The 18,332-nt window shown below is 54.7% G+C and carries 15 protein-coding genes; 7 read left to right on the plus strand and 8 right to left on the minus strand.

The window, feature by feature from the left end; all coding sequences use genetic code 11:
• Nucleotides 1-8 precede the first annotated feature (8 nt).
• Nucleotides 9-416 (plus strand): hypothetical protein, encoded by a 408-nt coding sequence (locus G006_RS0106280; protein ID WP_020482326.1) that lies wholly within the window; start codon nt 9-11, stop codon nt 414-416.
• 24 nt (nt 417-440) lie between these two features.
• Here G006_RS0106280 and G006_RS0106285 read toward each other — a convergent pair whose 3' ends face one another.
• The 6 genes from G006_RS0106285 to G006_RS0106310 all read right to left on the minus strand — a co-directional run bounded on the left by G006_RS0106285 (nt 441) and on the right by G006_RS0106310 (nt 9,188).
• Nucleotides 441-2,327, minus strand: coding sequence for an ATP-binding cassette domain-containing protein (locus G006_RS0106285; protein WP_020482327.1), 1,887 nt, complete (start codon nt 2,325-2,327; stop codon nt 441-443).
• The gene (locus G006_RS0106290) at nt 2,318-3,538 is read right to left on the minus strand and encodes a competence/damage-inducible protein A (RefSeq protein ID WP_020482328.1); all 1,221 of its coding nucleotides are present in this window, start codon (nt 3,536-3,538) and stop codon (nt 2,318-2,320) included. The genes G006_RS0106285 and G006_RS0106290 overlap by 10 nt, the downstream gene beginning before the upstream one ends.
• Complete coding sequence (locus G006_RS0106295) at nt 3,535-4,449, minus strand: AEC family transporter (RefSeq protein ID WP_026146887.1); 915 nt, start codon at nt 4,447-4,449, stop codon at nt 3,535-3,537. Before G006_RS0106295 ends, G006_RS0106290 begins: the two co-directional genes overlap by 4 nt.
• A gap of 63 nt (nt 4,450-4,512) precedes the next feature.
• The gene (locus G006_RS26955; RefSeq protein WP_020482330.1) at nt 4,513-7,818 is read right to left on the minus strand and encodes a bifunctional diguanylate cyclase/phosphodiesterase; all 3,306 of its coding nucleotides are present in this window, start codon (nt 7,816-7,818) and stop codon (nt 4,513-4,515) included.
• 123 nt (nt 7,819-7,941) lie between these two features.
• Nucleotides 7,942-8,628, minus strand: a complete 687-nt coding sequence (locus tag G006_RS0106305; protein ID WP_020482331.1) for a (5-formylfuran-3-yl)methyl phosphate synthase — start codon at nt 8,626-8,628, stop codon at nt 7,942-7,944.
• Entirely contained in the window at nt 8,625-9,188 is a 564-nt protein-coding gene (locus G006_RS0106310) for a DUF447 domain-containing protein (RefSeq protein ID WP_020482332.1), read from the minus strand. The genes G006_RS0106305 and G006_RS0106310 overlap by 4 nt, the downstream gene beginning before the upstream one ends.
• A gap of 153 nt (nt 9,189-9,341) precedes the next feature.
• On the opposite strand from G006_RS0106310, the gene G006_RS0106320 reads away from it, so the two are divergent.
• The 6 genes from G006_RS0106320 (at nt 9,342) to G006_RS0106345 (ending at nt 16,862) form a co-directional block, all read left to right on the plus strand.
• On the plus strand, nt 9,342-10,148 hold the full coding sequence (locus G006_RS0106320) for a response regulator (protein WP_020482334.1): 807 nt from the start codon (nt 9,342-9,344) through the stop codon (nt 10,146-10,148).
• Between the two features lie 307 nt (nt 10,149-10,455).
• Entirely contained in the window at nt 10,456-11,073 is a 618-nt protein-coding gene (gene lexA, locus G006_RS0106325) for a transcriptional repressor LexA (RefSeq protein WP_020482335.1), read from the plus strand.
• On the plus strand, nt 11,070-11,684 hold the full coding sequence (gene imuA, locus G006_RS0106330) for a translesion DNA synthesis-associated protein ImuA (RefSeq protein ID WP_020482336.1): 615 nt from the start codon (nt 11,070-11,072) through the stop codon (nt 11,682-11,684). Before lexA ends, imuA begins: the two co-directional genes overlap by 4 nt.
• A gap of 7 nt (nt 11,685-11,691) precedes the next feature.
• A complete protein-coding gene (locus G006_RS0106335) occupies nt 11,692-13,182 on the plus strand; it encodes a Y-family DNA polymerase (protein WP_020482337.1) in 1,491 nt (496 codons plus the stop codon).
• Complete coding sequence (locus tag G006_RS0106340) at nt 13,166-16,453, plus strand: error-prone DNA polymerase (protein WP_020482338.1); 3,288 nt, start codon at nt 13,166-13,168, stop codon at nt 16,451-16,453. Before G006_RS0106335 ends, G006_RS0106340 begins: the two co-directional genes overlap by 17 nt.
• A gap of 100 nt (nt 16,454-16,553) precedes the next feature.
• Nucleotides 16,554-16,862, plus strand: coding sequence for a hypothetical protein (locus tag G006_RS0106345; protein WP_020482339.1), 309 nt, complete (start codon nt 16,554-16,556; stop codon nt 16,860-16,862).
• Nucleotides 16,863-17,213: 351 nt separating this feature from the next.
• On the opposite strand, the gene G006_RS28230 is transcribed toward G006_RS0106345, so the two are convergent.
• Together G006_RS28230 and rluB are read right to left on the minus strand one after the other, a co-directional pair.
• Nucleotides 17,214-17,498 (minus strand): hypothetical protein, encoded by a 285-nt coding sequence (locus G006_RS28230; RefSeq protein WP_152428814.1) that lies wholly within the window; start codon nt 17,496-17,498, stop codon nt 17,214-17,216.
• 92 nt (nt 17,499-17,590) lie between these two features.
• Complete coding sequence (rluB, locus tag G006_RS0106350) at nt 17,591-18,313, minus strand: 23S rRNA pseudouridine(2605) synthase RluB (RefSeq protein WP_081607954.1); 723 nt, start codon at nt 18,311-18,313, stop codon at nt 17,591-17,593.
• Between the last annotated feature and the right edge of the window lie 19 nt (nt 18,314-18,332).

Below are 18,332 nucleotides of genomic sequence, written 5' to 3' on the forward strand. Positions count from 1 at the left end.
TTATTGGTATGGATATTCAAGATTTCGACGGTTTACGCGCCTTGCTGGACTCAACGTTTCCGAAAACCTGCCGCAGTTGCGGTTACGTATATATCTCGGCCGAGCAGTTTTTTATCGAAACCCAAGACATGCCCCATGGTCGTTCATCGTTACGGTCGGCCATCGAGGACGACGGCTTAATTCTAGTGGAAGTATTCAGAAACTGCCGCTGTGGCTCCACGCTGATGGACGAGTTCGGCTGTCGGCGAGATCAAAGCGAAAACGGCGTAAAACAACGCCTGGCTTTTGAGAATATGTTGCGTGCCATGCAAGCGCGAAACATCTCCACAGACGCTGCCCGCATGGAGATCATCAAGTTTTTACAAGGTCAACCCAATACGCTGGTGGCAATGCTGAATATCGAACTGCGCCCCTAGCGATGCATTACCGGCCGGAAATTCTTAGCCTTGCATGGCTTCCAACTCATCCCAACGCTGATAAGCCTGGCTCAGATCGGCCTCGGCAGTCTGCAATTGCGCCAGCTTGGCGGCTACGGCATCAGGGCTTTGTTTATAAAAATTGGCTTCGTTCATTTCCGCCGTCAGCTGGACTTGCAGGGTTTCCAGTTGCTCAATCAGCGCCGGCAGTTGTTCCAGTTCCCGCTGTTCCTTAAAACTAAGCTTCTTGGCCGGGCCGGTTTTGGGTTTTTCTTTTTTTACGGCTTGCTCGGCGATTTTTACCGCTTCGGCTTTTTTGTTCTGCTCCATCAACGCAAACCAGTCGGCATAACCGCCGATATATTCTTCGACCCTGCCCTCGCCTTCGAACACCAGTACGCTGGTCACAACGTTATCCAGAAACTCCCGGTCATGACTGACCAACAATAAGGTGCCTTGGTACTCGACCAGTTTTTCTTCCAATATCTCCAGGGTTTCCAAATCCAGATCGTTGGTGGGTTCGTCCATCACGATCAGGTTGGCGGTCTTGGTAAACAGGCGCGCCAATAGCAGGCGGTTTTTCTCGCCGCCGGACAGGCTTTTCACCGGCGATCGCGCTCTGGCCGGAGCGAATAGAAAGTCGGCCAGATAGGACATCACATGCCGCTTGCCATCCGGCGTATCGACAAACTCGCCGCCGTCCAGCACGCTGTCGGCCACCGAGATTTCCGGATCCAGCTGCTCGCGTAATTGGTCAAAGTACGCGATTTGCAGATTGGTGCCCAGCTCTATGGTGCCGGTGGTAGGCTGCAATTGGCCCAATAGCAATTTCAATAAGGTGGATTTGCCGGCGCCGTTATTGCCGATCAAGCCGATCTTGTCGCCGCGTTCGATACGCAACGAAAAGTCCTTGATGATGGTTCTATCGCCATAATTAAAATTCACGTCGATGGCCTCGACGACTTTCTTGCCGGAGGCCTCGCCTTTGTTCAGGGTCAGTTTGGCGGTGCCTTGGGTATTGCGGCGCTCGGAGCGTTCGTCGCGCAACCTTTTCAAGGCTCTGACCCGACCTTCGTTACGCGTGCGCCGGGCCTTAACGCCTTGTCTGATCCAGACTTCTTCCTTGGCCAGCTTCTTGTCGAACTCGGCGTTTTGATTAGCTTCGTCTTCCAAGGCCGCCGCCTTGCGCGCCAGATAATCCTGGTAATTGCCGGCCCAAGAAGTCAATTGGCCGCGATCCAAATCGATAATTCGCGTCGCCAGTTTTTGCAAAAATGCCCGGTCATGGGTGACAAACATTACCGCACCTTGAAAGGCCAGGATTTGTTCTTCCAACCAGGCAATGCTTTCGAAATCCAGATGGTTGGTCGGCTCGTCCAGCAACAGCACTTCCGGGTCTATCACCAAGGCCCGCGCCAAGGCCACCCGACGCTTCCAACCGCCGGACAGACTGCCGACCAGCACATCCGCCGGTAGCTGCAATTTGCTTAACACCGCTTCGACGCGGGTTTGAAACTCCCAACCGTTGTCGGCTTCCAGCTTGTGCTGCACATCACCCAAGGCTTGCAGCGATTGCTCGCTGCCGTCCATGTGGTGTAACAATTCGTGATAACGGGCGATCACGCGACCCAATTCGCCCAATCCACCGGCGACGGCTTCGTAAATAGTTTCGTTTTCGTCCAAATTGGGCGACTGCTCCAGCCAAGCCAAACGCAGCTCCGGCTGTTTCCAGATTTCACCGTGATCGGCATGAATATCGCCGGCGATGATTTTCATCAAGGTCGATTTGCCCTCGCCGTTGCGGCCCAGCAGGCCGACCCGTTCGCCGGCGTCGAGTTGAAAGGCGGCGTTATCGAGCAGCGCATGGGTGCCGAAGGCGATGGAAACATTGGTTAAGCGGATTAAAGGCATTTGTTTTGTAGGTAACGTCTGAGTAAGTCCAGCGCCAGTAAGGCGGCCTGGTTTTGTTTGGATTTAAGGGCGCCATAGGCATTGAGCTGGGTCGAGACCACGCCGCTGGGTGTGGCTAATGCATTGTAAAGGACAATGGCTTTATCTTTATCCCGATAGTCTGCGGCGCTGCCGCTAAAAAGCTGAACTAAGGCAAAATCGGTTTGCTCGCGGGCTTTGAGTTGTTCGGCCCAAATTTTGGCGATGGGCAGTACATCACCGCCATCCGCTTGGCCTGCGCCTGTGTTGCGCCCCCAATCGAGATTAACTTCAACGCAAGTCAACCACTCGCGCCCCAGACATTTGCTGGCCAGCAGACCCTGACTGGCGGTTTCCAGCAAGGCCAGGGAGCAGCGCTTTGCGCGCATCGCGGTAGCTACCACCTCAAACAGATCGCCTTGCTGTTCGGTGAGTCCGTCGATGGCGAACACATAATCGCCGATCCGATCCGCCACTTCGCCCACACAAGTCTGTTTTAGCGATTCCTGGAAACCGCCTGGAAACAACAGTTTGGTTTGTACTTCGTCCGGCGCGGCGCGAAAACCCAGTTGCACACCGTCGGGCAGTTGTATACCGTCCAGAGATTGCTGAATCGCCGATTCGCCTATACCTATGCTGCGTAGGCTAACCAAACACTCCGGCTGCAAATCAAAACGCTCCAGTAATTGCTGCCTTACAAGAGTGGTGAACATATGTTTCATTTCCGACGGCACACCCGGCAAAAACACAAACCAGCAGCGTTTAAATTGCAGGGCAAAGCCCGGCGCGGTGCCGTAAGCGTTATCGATGCGCATCGCAGACTGCGGCAACAGGGCTTGCTTGCGATTGGCTTCCGGCATCACTCGATTGCGACGCGCGTAATACTGCTGAATGTCCGCAAAGGCCCGGGCGTCGAATTGCAATGACTGGCCGCTGGCAATACTGACCGCCTCGGCGGTGAGATCGTCGCTGGTCGGCCCTAGGCCGCCGGTGCAAATACAGCAATCGGCCCGTTCACCGATCTCCCTAAACAGCGCAACCAAATCTTGCAGGTTATCGCCCACCGCCGTATGGCGTTTCAGCGTAAAACCTAGTTCCACCAATTGCTGGGAGAGCCAGGCGGCGTTGCTGTCCACGGTCTGCCCGCAGACAATTTCCTCGCCTTGCGAGAATATTTCGGCAATTTGTCTCATAACACCCGATACCAAAGCGGTAAGCTCACTAAACTCAAGGCCGTCGTCACCGTCACGGCCATCGCATATAAACCGCTGTCCAGCTTATAGCGGTCGCATAACACGATGCCCATCACCATACTCGGCATGGCTAGATCCATCACGGCCGCCGCCCTGGGCTGGCCGGTCAAATTGAGCAAATTTGCCAGCCACAACGCAATCAGCGGCATCAGCCATAACTTAATCAATGCGGTGGGAGCGATGAACGGTAAGTTGCGCACACGTATATCCCGCCAACTAAGTGCCAGGCCTAAAGAAAAAATCATCAACGGTGCCACCGCTCCGGAACATTTTTGCAGTAAGCCGCCTACCCAGAACGGTATCGGCACCTGATTAAGGTTTAACACGACCGCGACAAAAGCGGCCCAGAATGGCGGCGCATTAAAAAACGCCAAGAGCGATTTTGGCTTCGGTTCCCCGGTTGCTCCGTAATGGCGGGCCAGCATTATGCCTAAGGTATATACCAACGGCGCTTCGGCAAACAAATCGATCTGGATGACCAAAGACCGGGTCCAGTCGCCGAAAATCTGCTCCAATACCGGCAAGCCCAGGTACGTGACGTTTGGAAAAGCTGCCGCCAAAATCACCGCCCCGGTTTGCGGATTTTTGAATCTAAACAACTTAGCAAGCAGCCAACTTGCCAAAATCGCCAACAAGATACTGATAGAACCCAATGCTGAATATTGTAACGATTGCCAGCCAATATCCGCCCGCCACAGCACATCCAGCACCATAACCGGCATAAAAAAGTAATAAACCACACTGGTTAACACCAGCCGGGTCTGGTCTGCCGACAAACGGTTAGGCGTCAAGACCCGCCAACCGGCACCGCACAGCATCAGCACGGTCATTTGCATCAAGGTTGTATTCATGCCGCGCATTTTATCAGGCTGGCGGCGGTGACACGCGGCTAAAGCATTTGCCCTAGTAATTGACTAAATACGCTGATCGCCGCACGGTGCTTGGGCTACGGCCTTGTCGAGTAGTAGTTCGAACTGATCGGCCGGAACCGGTCTGGAAATTAAATAGCCTTGTCCGTAATCGCAGCCCATTCGATTTAATAGATCGTATTGCTCCTGGGTCTCTATGCCTTCGGCGACGACTTTGATGCCTAACTTGTGCGCCATCACCACAATGGCTTCGCACAAGGCCATGTCACTGGAGCCGGCCACCAGACTTCTGACAAACGCCTGGTCTATCTTGATGTAATCGATGTCGAATTTTTTCAAATAGGCCAAGGACGAATAACCGGTGCCGAAATCGTCCAAAGCCACTTGCATGCCGGCATCGCGAAACGCCAACAATTGTTCGCGAGTGCTATTGCTGGCATCCAGTATTAAGCCTTCGGTGATTTCGACAATCACGCTCTGGCCTGGTAATTCCAGCTCCCGCAGCAAGACTATCCATTGATTGGCTTCCATGGCTTGCTTGCGGAACTGTACCGGCGATTTATTCACGCTGATCTGGAAATCCGGATGGTAGGTTTGCCGCCATTGTTTGGCCTGACGCACAGCGGTGTCGAAAACCCAATCGCCAATATCAACGATAACCCCGGTATCTTCGGCAACCGGAATAAATTCGGCCGGGCTAACCATTCCCAGCGTCGGATGCTGCCAACGTAACAAAGCTTCCGCTTTGGCGATGCTGCCGCTGGCGAATTCGATGATCGGTTGGTAATGCAGTAAAAACTGCTGCCGGGCCAGCGCGCCGTGCAAATCGTTGGCCAGCCGCATGCGTAGTTGGGCGTTCTGCTGCATCAAGGCAGTGAAATATTGGTAACGGTCGCGACCCTGATTTTTAGCGGCGTACATCGCCTGATCGGCATTTTTTAATAACGAATCGGTATCCAGCGCATCGTCCGGATATAGGGCAATACCTATACTCCCGGAAATGTAGGCCGTCTCGTTTCCCAACCGAAACGGTTCCGCCAAGCCCTGCAAGATATTCCGGGCGATCCGGTTGACGCCATCCACTTGGTCCAACTCGCCGAGAATCACGGTGAATTCATCGCCGCCCAGCCTGGCGATGCTGTCGCAATCGCGCACGCAGCCGCTGATGCGCCGTGCCGCTTCCTTCAACAACACGTCCCCCATGAAGTGGCCCATGCTGTCATTGACATCCTTGAAGCGGTCCAAGTCCAGAAACATCAAGGCCACATGCCGCCCATGCCGAAAAGCCTTTTTGATTTCCTGATTGAGCCTATCTAAAAACATATTGCGATTCGGCAAACCGGTCAGCGGATCGAAATTGGCTTGCCGCCAAATCAATTCCTCGGATTTTTTCCGGTCGGTAATATCCGCGATCAAGGCCACCCGCCTGTGCACACCACCGCTCTCATTCAGAATGGAGTTGATAGTTACCCACTGGATGCAATCCTCGCCGTTCTTGCGACGGCCGCTGATTTCGCCGGCCCACTGACCGTTGGTATTGATTACCCGCAAGACGGTTTTGTAGAAAGCCTGATCGTGCGGCTCGGTGGCGCCGCCAACAAAGGCGCGGCCTATCACTTCGTCCGCCGAATATCCGGTTACCGTGGTAAATGCCGGATTAACCGTGATGATAGTGCCCGTGGCATCGGTGACCATCATTGCTTCACTACTGTTCAAATACACCAAGGCCGCCAGTTGCATTTCCTCTTCGGCGCTTTTCCGCGCGGTAATGTCCTCGTACACACCCAACACACCAATAGTCTGTTGTTGCAAATTACGTAAGGGCACTCTTGAGGTTCGCAAATGCATGGTTTTACCTGCCGGCCCCATTAGCGTTTCTTCGTAATTCAATTTTGCCGTATTACTCTCTATTACCTGCTTATCGTCTGCTCGATATAAGTGCGCTAAATCTCGCCAAACTAATTGCTCATCGGATTTACCGATCAATTCGGCGGGGCTATCTAGCCCGGCATCCCTACTGAAGGCTAAGTTGGCCCCCAGATAACGGTAATTCAGGTCTTTCCAGAATACGCGACTGGGGATGGTGTTGATGACGGTTTGCAGCATGTTTACCGAATCGGCTAGTTTGTGCATCGCTTCCAACCGTTCGGAAATATCGCGCAAAATCAGTAATTGATTCCCGGCCAAGCTATCGCCCAATAAGACGATGTCAACCAACACCATCCGGCACCTGCCATCCTTGCAACACACTTTCAATTCCGCGGTTTGGCTGGACTCGGCCGCGGAATGGGGAACACGCTGATAACTGTGCCAATTAGCGATGACCTGCTGCCGATATTCGGCATCGGGATGGGCATGCCACCACCATTCCGCCAAGGTCGGAATATCGCTTAGCGTATACCCAAACGTTTTCACGAAAGCCGAGTTCAAATAATTGATATTGCCTTGGCTATCATGCAGTACATAAGCAATTGGCGACTCTTCGATAATTGCATGAAATTTGGCTTCGCTACCGGACAGCGCCTGATGGGCTTGATAAAGCCTCTGGTAAGGCAGTTGGATGCTGTTGAGAAATACCGAACGGTAGATCAGGCCATAGGCGACTACTTTATAGATGTGGCCGAGCAAAATATATAAATCGGTCACGCTGGCATAAAAGGTCACGAACAACTCGCTCATGGCCATGATAGCGGCAGCCGCCGCCAAACCAGCCGGATCGTAAGAATGTTGACGGCGGGTTTGGAGTAAATAGCCGAGGGCGCTGAGAGCATAGACGCCGGCCAATAGATATTCGCAGGCTTTTTTAACAGACGTTAAGCCCTGAACTGCATCAAAGGTGCGCGGTAACCAGTCTTGATGGAAAAACACCAACCAGCAACTCAGGGCAATGTAGAGCAATACACCGCTCAACATCATCGAACGCGATACCGGTGATATTTGCCTGCTTGGCACCAGCAAACCCATCACTAAGCCTAGCGCCGCAAACGCGCGGGCCATCAACCAAAAAGCGATGGCTTTTTCCGGATCGCTTTCTGTGATAAAGGCCGGCATACCACTGAAAGACAGGGTATGCATTAAATCAAGGACCGCCACGCCTAAGAAACAGCAGGCCAGCATCATGAATCCGGCGGAGTTTTCCTTTTGATAAACGCTCCAACCCACGGCGAAAACCAATGCGGAAATCACGATGGAAAAACCTTCCATCAAGGTATGTACGCCTAAGGATTGGCTGACAAACGGCCGCAAGGATTCCGATAGCGGAAAATACAAGCTAAGCAACTGCGCAAGTAAAAGTAGTAGCACCGTCCAAAGCAGAGGCCTGGCCTGGTTTTGTTCGCTATATTGCTCCACAGTGTTCCCTTGCTGTTTGCCGGTCTGCCAATATTATGTAGACTTAAGTCTGTTAGCGGCTAGTGTTATTGTTATGTTCTATCGATAGTGCGATGGGTACTGTCAATTCATCAGCAGGCTCATTCAATACGCTAAAGCGCGCCAATGTTGTCTAAGTCTGTCGATTTGCGCGACATCCAGTTGCGCGGTGCGGGAATGCTCCCGACACAAGGCGCCGCGAAACCCCAAATAATCCGGACTTAACTGCACTAAACTCGCTACATCGTCGGCGCGCAAGGAACCGGCCAAGCCACTCAGCAAGCCCAGACTGGCGACTCTATCGACAAAACTCTGCAATTCGTCCAGGGTCATCAGCCGCGTCAACGAGCCGAGCTGTTTATCGGCGGTATCCAGCATCACCCCGCGAAAACCGGCCTTGGCTAAGGCATCGATGATCACAAAATCCGGGCGGGTATCGGCAAACAATACCGCGACCAAGGCCACTCCCCGCTCGGCAAGCGTTTGTAATCCCGCAATGCAGGCCTGCCAGTCGCCGCCCGGAAAAAAACCGATCTTCACATAATTTACCCCGGTAGCCGCCATGGCTTGCACGGCCGGCAGGATCAATTCGGGCTGCATCGGTAAATCGCCGATAGTGGCGCTAACACAGCTACCCGGTTGCAAGTGGCGAACAATTTCGGCAACCTCGGCAACGTCCAACGCCCCCAACGCGCCGCGAGCCGGTTGTTTTAAATCGATAATGTCGACGGCGGCGGCTTCGACCAACACGGCTTCGGCCAGACTATTCACGCTAGCCAACATCGCGGTCATACTTGCGCTCCCCGGCGATGTTGCTCAATAGCCGTCATTAACCAATCCCAAGCCTGACGCTCACGCTCGCCGGCGGTTTTATCCAGACCGATGCGCAAATAATCCAGCTCGGCTTGAATTTTCTCCCAAGGCAATCTATCCAGCCGGCTGATCAAAATCGCCGCTTCCAGCACCGAATATTGCGCCCGGTTAAAGCCTTGGAACGGCTTATGGTTGACCGTGTGCACAGCGCGGCAAAACAATTTCGGCCGGGTGTCGTCGTCTTCGCTTCCGACAAGCTGTAGTTCGGTATGCGCCAAGCTGTCGGCTAAATAATACCCTGCGACTTGTTGGGCGGGCAATAAGGGCCAGTCCCTACGCCCGGTCAGACAACCGGCAAAAATCCGTACATCGTCGCAATAATTGATGACAGCGGTTTTGTTAGCCAGCAGATTATCCAGCGTGGTCGAGGGCCGAAACGGCAAGATAATGTATTGATCTTGTTCAACATGCACCCCCATCGGCGCGATGTGCGTATCGCCTTGCAGATTGACGGTGGTGACGAGGGTTTCTTGAATCATGGTGGTTTAGGTCTATCCTGAAGCGTGAAATGTTGCCGGTTTACCGGCAAACCAACGCGCAATTTTAATCTCGCCGGCTACCCTTGGGGATTTTTTTTCCAGCCAGCGCATGCAGGATGCAATTTCGATCAACATTAACCAGGCCAGACGATTATGCATGCCATAGATATTGCCGACTTATCGATTTTGCTGATTGAACCTTCAGCCACGCAATTAAAAGTCATCATGCAGCACTTACGTGACGAAGGAATTGCCAAAATCGAAGGCGTTGCCAATGCGGCAACTGCACTAGAAAGCTTGCATAATCATCGCCCGGATTTGATTATCAGCAGCCTGTATCTGCCGGATATGATGGCTACCGAACTGGTCGAGCATCTGCGCGGCGACGAGGCTTTGAGCCATGTCCCCTTCATGCTGATTTCCAGCGAATCGAGTTTCGCGGTTCTCGACACCATCCGCCAAGCCGGCGTAGTAGCGATTTTGCCTAAGCCGTTTGCGCACGATGATTTAAAAAACGCCTTACGGGCCACTATCGAGTTCATCGATCCGCAAGAGATCAGCCTGGAACATTACGACATCGAAAACGTGCGGGTCTTGGTGGTTGACGACAGTCCGCTGGCCCGCAAGCATATCAGCCGGGTGTTGAACAATATGGGCATCGTCAAAATCACCCAGGCTCAGGACGGCAAGGAAGGCGTTGATGTATTCGCTCGTGACCAAAACGCCTTCGACCTGATCGTCACAGATTACAATATGCCGGTGATGGACGGCCAGCAGTTGATAAAAACCATCCGCCAGGATTTAGGCAATTCCATCATACCGATCTTGATGGTGACCAGCGAAGAAAACGAAACCCGCCTCAGCAATGTCCACAAAGCCGGGGTCTCGGCGATTTGCGACAAACCTTTCGACCCGCAGACCGTTAAGGAAATGTTGTTTCGGGTGTTGGAACCGGATTGAAGCTTGCTTAAGCTTTATCCCGATTAACCGCCCCATCCGCCAACAGCTAGAGACCGGCGGCCTATCCCTTTTCACCTGCCATAACTCGCCCTTGGTCTGCACTCTTGGGCTCTGCCGGTCTGTACCAAGTAAGCGCTTGTTAGGCCAATGCTTGAGCATATCTTCAGCTAATTAACATCCCTTCATAATCCAACCTATCTCAGCCGCCGCTGCCAAGCAAGCGGGAGTCTCTTTCCGTTCTGACCGCTTGCGTCAATCCGACCAACAGCACTATACTGCCCATAAAAGCAGTAACTATATAAACAGCATGAAACCACTTACCGACCGCCAACAAGAAATCCTGAACTTCATCGAGCGCAGTTTGCTGCTGGACGGCTTTCCGCCGACTATCGCCGAAATCGCCGCTGCCTTTGGTGTGCGCTCCACCAACAGTATTCGCGGCCACTTGCAGGCTTTGGCGCGTAAGGGCGCCATCGAACTGGTGCCGGCCGCATCGCGCGGTATCCGCCTACTCAAACCGACAATCGATCCCGACCAAGGCTTGCCACTGGTCGGACGAGTGGCGGGGGGCCAGCCGATTCTGGCCGAAGAACATATCGAACGTTATTGTCGGCTGGGACCGGAGTTATTCGATAACCGCGCCGACTATCTGTTGCGGGTACAAGGCATGAGCATGCGCGATGCCGGCATTTTGGATGGCGATCTGCTGGCTGTGCAACGCACGCCGGAAGCCCGCAACGGCCAGATCGTCGTGGCTCGGATTCACGACGAAGCCACGGTGAAACGGCTACGCCTGGACACCCATGCCCACATAGCTTATCTGGAACCGGCCAATCCGGATTTCACGGTAATCGTAGTGAATTTGCAACGCGAGCCTTTGGTGATCGAAGGCGTGGTGGTCGGCGTGATTCGCAGCGGGCTATGAATGCAAGTGCCATAGACCAGCTCTTGCGCTCGCAAACCGGCGTCTGGCGCGGCTTGCGTTCGGAAAACCAAGCTTGGCCGGTCATTCCTTCCGGCTTTGCCGAGCTTGATGCCTTGCTACCAGGTGGTGGCTGGCCCTTAGGCGGCGTGTTGGAAATTCTATCGCCCTGCTTAGGCATCGGCGAATTAAGCCTGCTGCTGCCGGCCATGGCCGGCATGACGCAAAGCAAACGCTGGATAGCCTGGATCGCCCCGCCGCAGCAAGCTTACGCACCGGCATTGGCGCAGGCCGGCATTGATTTAACTTATGTTCTGGTAGTGGATTGTCGGCAAGAGTCGGATATTCCCTGGAGTCTGGAAAAACTGCTGCGCAGCCGCCGCTGCGGCATGACCTTGGCCTGGCCGCGCCGGCTCAGCGATCATCAAATCCGCCGCTTACAATTGGCCGCCGAAGCCGGCTCCGCGTTGGCAGTACTGTTTCCAAAGCAACGTAGCGGCAGCGGGTATACGGCATTACGTCTGGAAGTCAAGCCGGCGGAGACCGGCCTGGCCTTGCACATTTTGAAGGCGCGCGGCAGTTTGCAACGCGCGTCATTAATCTTGCCGCTATAAGAAAACGATGGCTGCAACCGCCAAAGCACTATCGCCAACCCCGGCGCACCGGGTCGATGCCATTGCCAAACCCAACGCAGCCAATAACCAAATTTGGTTGTGTGCGTATTTTCCCGACTTGGCTTTGGCCGCACTGCATCTGGATTTAGATCAGGCCGTCACCTGTTCGGCGCAGAGCAAAGGCCAAACTCGTTTATATGCGGTCTCGGAAGCAGCCCGGCAAGCCGGCGTCGAACCAGGCATGGCCCCCGCTGCCGCTTTAGCCCTGTGTCCCGGCTTGAGCATTCGGAACCGCGATCCGTTCGCCGAACGCCAGGCATTACAACAACTCGCCGAAATTGCGCTGGATTTCAGCCCCTGGGTCAGCCTGGATCAGCCAAACTGCCTGCTACTGGAAATTCGTTCCTGTCTGACCCTGTTCGGCGGCGTAGAGCGCTTACAAGATAAACTAAGAACGGCATTGCAAACCGCTAGGCATCGTCCGCTAATCGCCATTAGCCCGTCCCCAACAGCTAGCGTCTTACTGGCAAGACTAAGCCTGGAAACCATTGTCACAGATCGCCAGGCTTTGCGCTCGGCATTAGGTCCGCTGCCCGTCGCCGCCCTGGCGCTGGACGATAAAATCTTACACCGGCTATTCCGCACGGGTATTCGCCAACTCACCGACTTGTGGCGACTGCCGCGCGACGGCCTGGCAAAGCGCTATGGCGCCGTGTTATTGCAACAACTGGATAGACTCGCCGGCCAACAAACTCAAGTTTTACAAGCTTTCCATCGTCCACCCCACTTCCAGGCCAGCAGAGAGATGCCGATCGAGTTGGAACGTATCGAGCATTTCTTTCCGGCTGTCGAACAGCTGGCCGGCGAATTTGCCGCATTTCTAAAAAACCGCGACGCCACAACACTAGGCATCACCCTGGAACTGCACCATTACGACCGTCCCGCCACTCGCTTAACATTGGATTTTCGCGCGGGCAGTCGCGACCCTAAACACTGGTGCGGCTTGCTGTACGAAAAACTGGAACGCTCGCCGTTACCCGCGCCGGTGCTGGCCGTTACTTTGCAGAGCGAAGCCATAGCGCCGTTTCAGCCGGAACGCTTTAGCCTGTTCGACGACCACGAAACCCCAGGCAGCGAAGCCGAATGGCAAGCGGTTTTGGATCAGTTGCAGGCCAGACTGGGCCATCACGCCTTGACATTTCCAGGTATGCAAGCCGACCATCGCCCGGAACGCGCCATGACCGACATGCCAAACCGGCTGACCGCAAATCCCGATTTAGCGCCTCGACCTTTGTGGCTGCTGACTAATCCCGAACCGGTGCGGCTAAGCGGCCTTAGCCTGCTATCCTCGCCGGAACGCATCGAGTCCGGCTGGTGGGACGACCTGCCGATCCGCCGCGACTATCACATCGCCCAAGATAAACGCGGTCGTAAGCTGTGGGTATATCGCGATTTAACCGCCAGACAACAGTGGTTTATCCATGGCCTGTTCGGATGAGGCCCGCGCGCCAAACCTCGGTTTTGCGGAATTGCACTGCCTGTCCAACTTCAGCTTTCTGCGCGGCGCCTCGCATCCTGAAGAACTGGTCGAGGAAGCAGCCAGCCTGGGTTACCAGGCACTGGCGCTGACCGACGAATGCTCACTGGCGGGCGTGGTAAGAGCGCATCTGGCAGCTAAGAAACACAATATCAATTTGATCATCGGCAGCGAGTTTGTCTTGGAAGGCGGTCTGAAACTGGTCTTGCTGGCAACCGATAGAAGCAGCTACGGCAACCTGTCCGCCTTGATTACCCTGGCCCGCCGCCAAGCCGAAAAGGGCAGCTATCGGCTGACTAGACCCGATTTAACCAAGCATTTTCCGCAAGGCTGTCTGGCCATCTGGTTAGCCAACGACCAATTCCTGGCAGACGATGGCCGCTGGTTGAAAAAGCTGTTTGCCGACGATCTTTGGCTGGGTATCGGCAGATTTTTATCAGGCTGCGATGAAAGCCATTTCCAACAAGCCCAAAACATAGCCCGGCAATTGGCTATTCCAATTGTCGCTTGCAACGATGTGCACATGCACCACCGCTCGCGCCGGGCTTTGCAAGATACACTGACCGCAATTCGCCTCAGTCAACCCTTATCGCAACTGGGCTATGCTTTGTTTGCCAGTGGCGAACGTCACCTACGCCCCCTGCCCCGGCTGGCCGAGCTTTATCCAGCGGCATGGTTGCAACAATCGTTAATCATTGCCGAACGCTGCCAATTCTCGCTGGACGAATTGCGTTACGAGTATCCGCAAGAACTGGTGCCGGATGGGCATACGCCCACGTCCTGGCTGCGGCATTTGACTGAAGCCGGCGTTCGCAAACGCTGGTCGCATGGCGAGCCGGCAAAAGTCCGCCAACAAATCGAACACGAGCTGGCTCTGATCGCCGACTTGGCTTACGAGCCGTATTTTCTGACTGTACACGACATTGTCAGATACGCGCGGGAACAAGGCATCCTCTGCCAAGGCCGCGGCTCGGCGGCTAATTCGGCGGTGTGTTTTTGCCTAGGGATTACCGAAGTCGATCCGGGCCGGATGAATCTATTGTTCGAGCGCTTCTTATCCCGCGAGCGCAACGAACCGCCGGACATCGATGTGGATTTCGAACACGAGCGCCGCGAACAAGTCATTCAATACATCTACCAAAAATACGGCCGGCACCGAGCGGCTTTGGCCGCTACGGTGATTACTTACCGCACCCGCAGCGCGGTACGCGATGTCGGGAAAGCCTTGGGCTTGAACCTGGCGCAAGTCGAACGCCTGGCCGACAGCGTGGATCGATGGGATGGCTATAAGCTAATGCCGGAATCGCTGAAAGAATGCGGCTTCGACCCGGAAAGCCCCACCGTACAACGCTTGGCCGTGCTGGTTCAGGCAATCAAGGGCTTTCCGCGCCATCTGTCGCAACACGTCGGCGGCTTCGTGATCGCTCGCGACGAGCTCTCACGCCTGGTGCCGGTAGAAAATGCCGCGATGACCGACCGCACCGTGATTCAATGGGAAAAAGACGACCTGGAAGCGATGGGCTTGTTGAAGATCGACGTGCTGGCACTGGGCATGCTCAGTGCGATTCGTAAGGCCTTGGAATATCTTGGTCAATATTGCCGGCCGCCCCAGCACCAATATCCCTTTGTTGAAGAGAATTGCAAAAACTCCCTCTCCCGCCGGGAGAGGGCTGGGGTGAGGGGATATTCAAATCATAACCACCGCCCTCATCCTAACCTTCTCCCGGAGGGAGAAGGGACTGTTTCGACTTTTATCACCCCTACCGAAGAAACAGGCTCACCTAACATCGCCTGGACCCTGGCCGATATTCCCGCTGAGGACCCGGCGGTTTACCAAATGCTGCAACAAGCCGACAGCATCGGCGTGTTCCAAGTCGAGTCGCGGGCGCAGATGACCATGCTGCCGCGCCTGAAGCCGCAAAACTATTACGATCTGGTCATCGAAATCGCCATCGTCCGCCCCGGCCCGATTCAAGGCGAGATGGTGCATCCGTATCTGGCGAGGCGCAAGGGCCTGGAACCGGTCGATTATCCCAGCCCGGAAGTTAAAGCCGTACTGGAGCGCACCTTGGGCATCCCGATTTTTCAGGAACAAGTCATGCAATTATCTATGGTCGCCGCCGGTTTTACTGCCGACGAAGCCGACCAACTGCGCCGAGCCATGGCAGCCTGGAAGCGTAAGGGCGGGCTGGAACCGTTCGAACGCAAACTGCTGGACGGCATGCGGGCGCGCGGCTACAGCGCCGAATTCGCCCAGCGGATTTTTCAACAGATCAAAGGCTTTGGGGATTACGGTTTCCCGGAGTCGCATTCCGCCAGCTTTGCCTTGCTGGCTTACGTCTCTGCTTGGTTGAAACACCATCATCCGGCGGCGTTTTGTTGCGCCTTGTTAAATAGCCAACCGATGGGCTTTTACGGGCCGTCGCAATTGGTGCAAGACGCCCGCCGCCATGGAGTGGAAGTCAGACCGGTGGATGTGCAAGCCAGTCAAAGCCAATGTTCATTGGAGTTTCCCGCCAACGCCGCGCCGGCCTTACGCTTGGGATTTAATCAAGTCAAGGGTTTATCGGCAATCGCGGCGGCAAAGATTATCCAGGCCCGAGGCCGACAAACATTTGCCAATGTTACCGATCTCGCCGCGCGTGCCGGTCTGGATCGGCAAGATTTGGAATGCTTGGCGGCGGCCGATGCTTTGAAAACCCTGGCCGGCAACCGACATCGCGCCTTTTGGGCGGCCAGCGGCGTGGAAGCAGCCACCCCAGCATTTGGCGTACCGGTCATCGCCGAAGCCACTCCGCTATTAAAAGCCCCCAAGCCGGGCCAGGAGGTATTGGCGGACTATGCCAGCACCCGGCTCAGCCTCCGCGAGCATCCGCTAGGCCTGTTGCGCGAACGTTTGCGCCGCCGCGGCGTCACCACCGCCGCGTCCTTATGGCAACGACGCAACGGCAGCATCGCCCAGGTCGCCGGCTTAGTAATCTGTCGGCAACGGCCGATGACCGCTGCCGGCGTGACCTTTGTCACCCTGGAAGACGAAACCGGCCAAGTCAATCTGGTGGTCTGGCCCGCCACCGCTCTGGCACAACGCAAACCTTTACTGAAAGCCCGCCTGCTATCGGTAACCGGGACCATCCAGCAAGAAGACGGTGTGTTACATCTGGTCGCCGGGAAGTTGGAGGATTGGAGTAGCTGGATCGGCGACTTGGTAAGTCAATCCAGGGATTTTCATTGAATCGCTAAATTGCAAAAACCCGCGAAGATCGACATCCGGTAACACAAGTTTGCTAGACTGCCAGTTCATTCAACCCATCTCCAAGCGGGAGTACAGTGTCATGACCAAAGATGAACTGCTAGCCAAAGTTAATGCTTCAATTGACGAACAGCAAGTGAAATTAGAAGCGCTCAAGCAAACAGCACTAGACGAATCCCACGAGGCGCTGGAGGAAGCTCGCGCGGCCATCGCCGACCTGGAGCCGAAATTGGAACAAGCCAAGGCCAAAGCCGCAGAAATCGCTGCCGTCGCCGACGAAACCTGGGACGATGTCAAAGAAAACTTTGAAACCGGTTGGAAAGAATCCGCCGCAAAATTAGAAGAAGGCTGGCACAGCTTCACGGATAAACTGAAATCTTTCCTGTCTTGATCGGCAAGTCACGAGCCCTAAAATGCCGTTCTTGGGTGGGTCAAAGACGTTCAAGCTGGGTTTCCGCTATCGCTCCTACCCAGCCTACGCAATATAAATTTGCGGACGGTTTGTCCCGTATGCCGCGCCGAGTACCGCAGCTTTTGATAGGAATAGCCCGCAGGGGTGCGGCATGGATGCCGCACGTTGCCGAAGGGGCAGGAAGCCCCTTTCGGCAACCCCTAGCAAAAGCGAGGAACGCAGGAAACAAGCGGCATCCCTATAACCGCTTTTACAGATTCTGGACGAAGAACCACAAAATCACCGTCGCGAAAAACTGGCGGATAACTATTGGAATCAAACACAAGAATGTCACATTGTTTTGGAGACAGTGAATGCGCTTTGATTCAAAGGATCGTGGTTTAAATGTCCGCCTGGTGGTGAAATATCCTCATGCGGAAACAATACAAAACCGGTACCAACCTCCACTGATCGCGGCAAATAGTTGCGAATGGTCTCAGCTAAAAGCCGTTCTTTATAGGCTACGAGAGATGGGTAATGTGCATCCAGGAGTACTTTCGTAAGCAGGTCTATCCGTGAGGAAAAGCTTTCCCCAAGCAGCGCCGCAAAACCTGTTAAATCACTGCGAGCTGACATAGAACCTCTAATAGTGAATGTAACGTCTTTATGTGATTCAAAGACAAAGACTCGTGTTTATGGAAACTCCAAAAATGAATAAAACGAACCGATTACAACCCCACAAACTCCATCAACCCTTGCAATTCCTTAGCCTCCAACTCATAAAACGAATGCGCCCTAACCCGCTCCGGTAAACTCACATCGCCGTAACGGACCCGAATCAAGCGGCTAACTTTAACGCCTTGAGATTCCCATAAACGCCGCACCAAACGGTTACGCCCCTGCTTCACCGTGGCATAGAACCATTTGTTGGCACCTTCACCAGCGTAAAAGCTGACGTCTTCGAAATGCGCCGGACCGTCCTCCAGTTCCACGCCTTGTTTCAGGCGCGCCAGCATGGCATCGTCCACTTCGCCCAAGATCCGCACCGCGTATTCACGTTCGACTTCGCGCGACGGGTGCATCAAACGGTTGGCTAGTTCGCCGTTATTGGTGACTAAAATCAAGCCGGAAGTATTGATGTCCAGGCGACCGACGGCGATCCAGCGACCGACTTGCAGGCGCGGCAGTTGGGTAAATATTACCGGACGGCCTTCAGGGTCACGGCGGGTGACCAGTTCGCCGACCGGTTTGTGGTACACCAGCACCCGGGTCGGTTGCTCGGCGTATTTTTCCCATTTGACGACACGACCATTGATTTGCAGATGGTCGTCGGGCTTTAAGTGATAGCCCGGTTGCACCGGGTTACCGTTGACGGTGAGTTTGCCTTCTTCAATCCAGCGCTCGATTTCTCTGCGCGACCCAACGCCGGCTCGAGCCAGGAGTTTCTGGATGCGCTCGCCGCCGGCAGGC

The sequence above is a fragment of the Methylomonas sp. MK1 genome (assembly GCF_000365425.1).
GTDB lineage: Bacteria > Pseudomonadota > Gammaproteobacteria > Methylococcales > Methylomonadaceae > Methylomonas.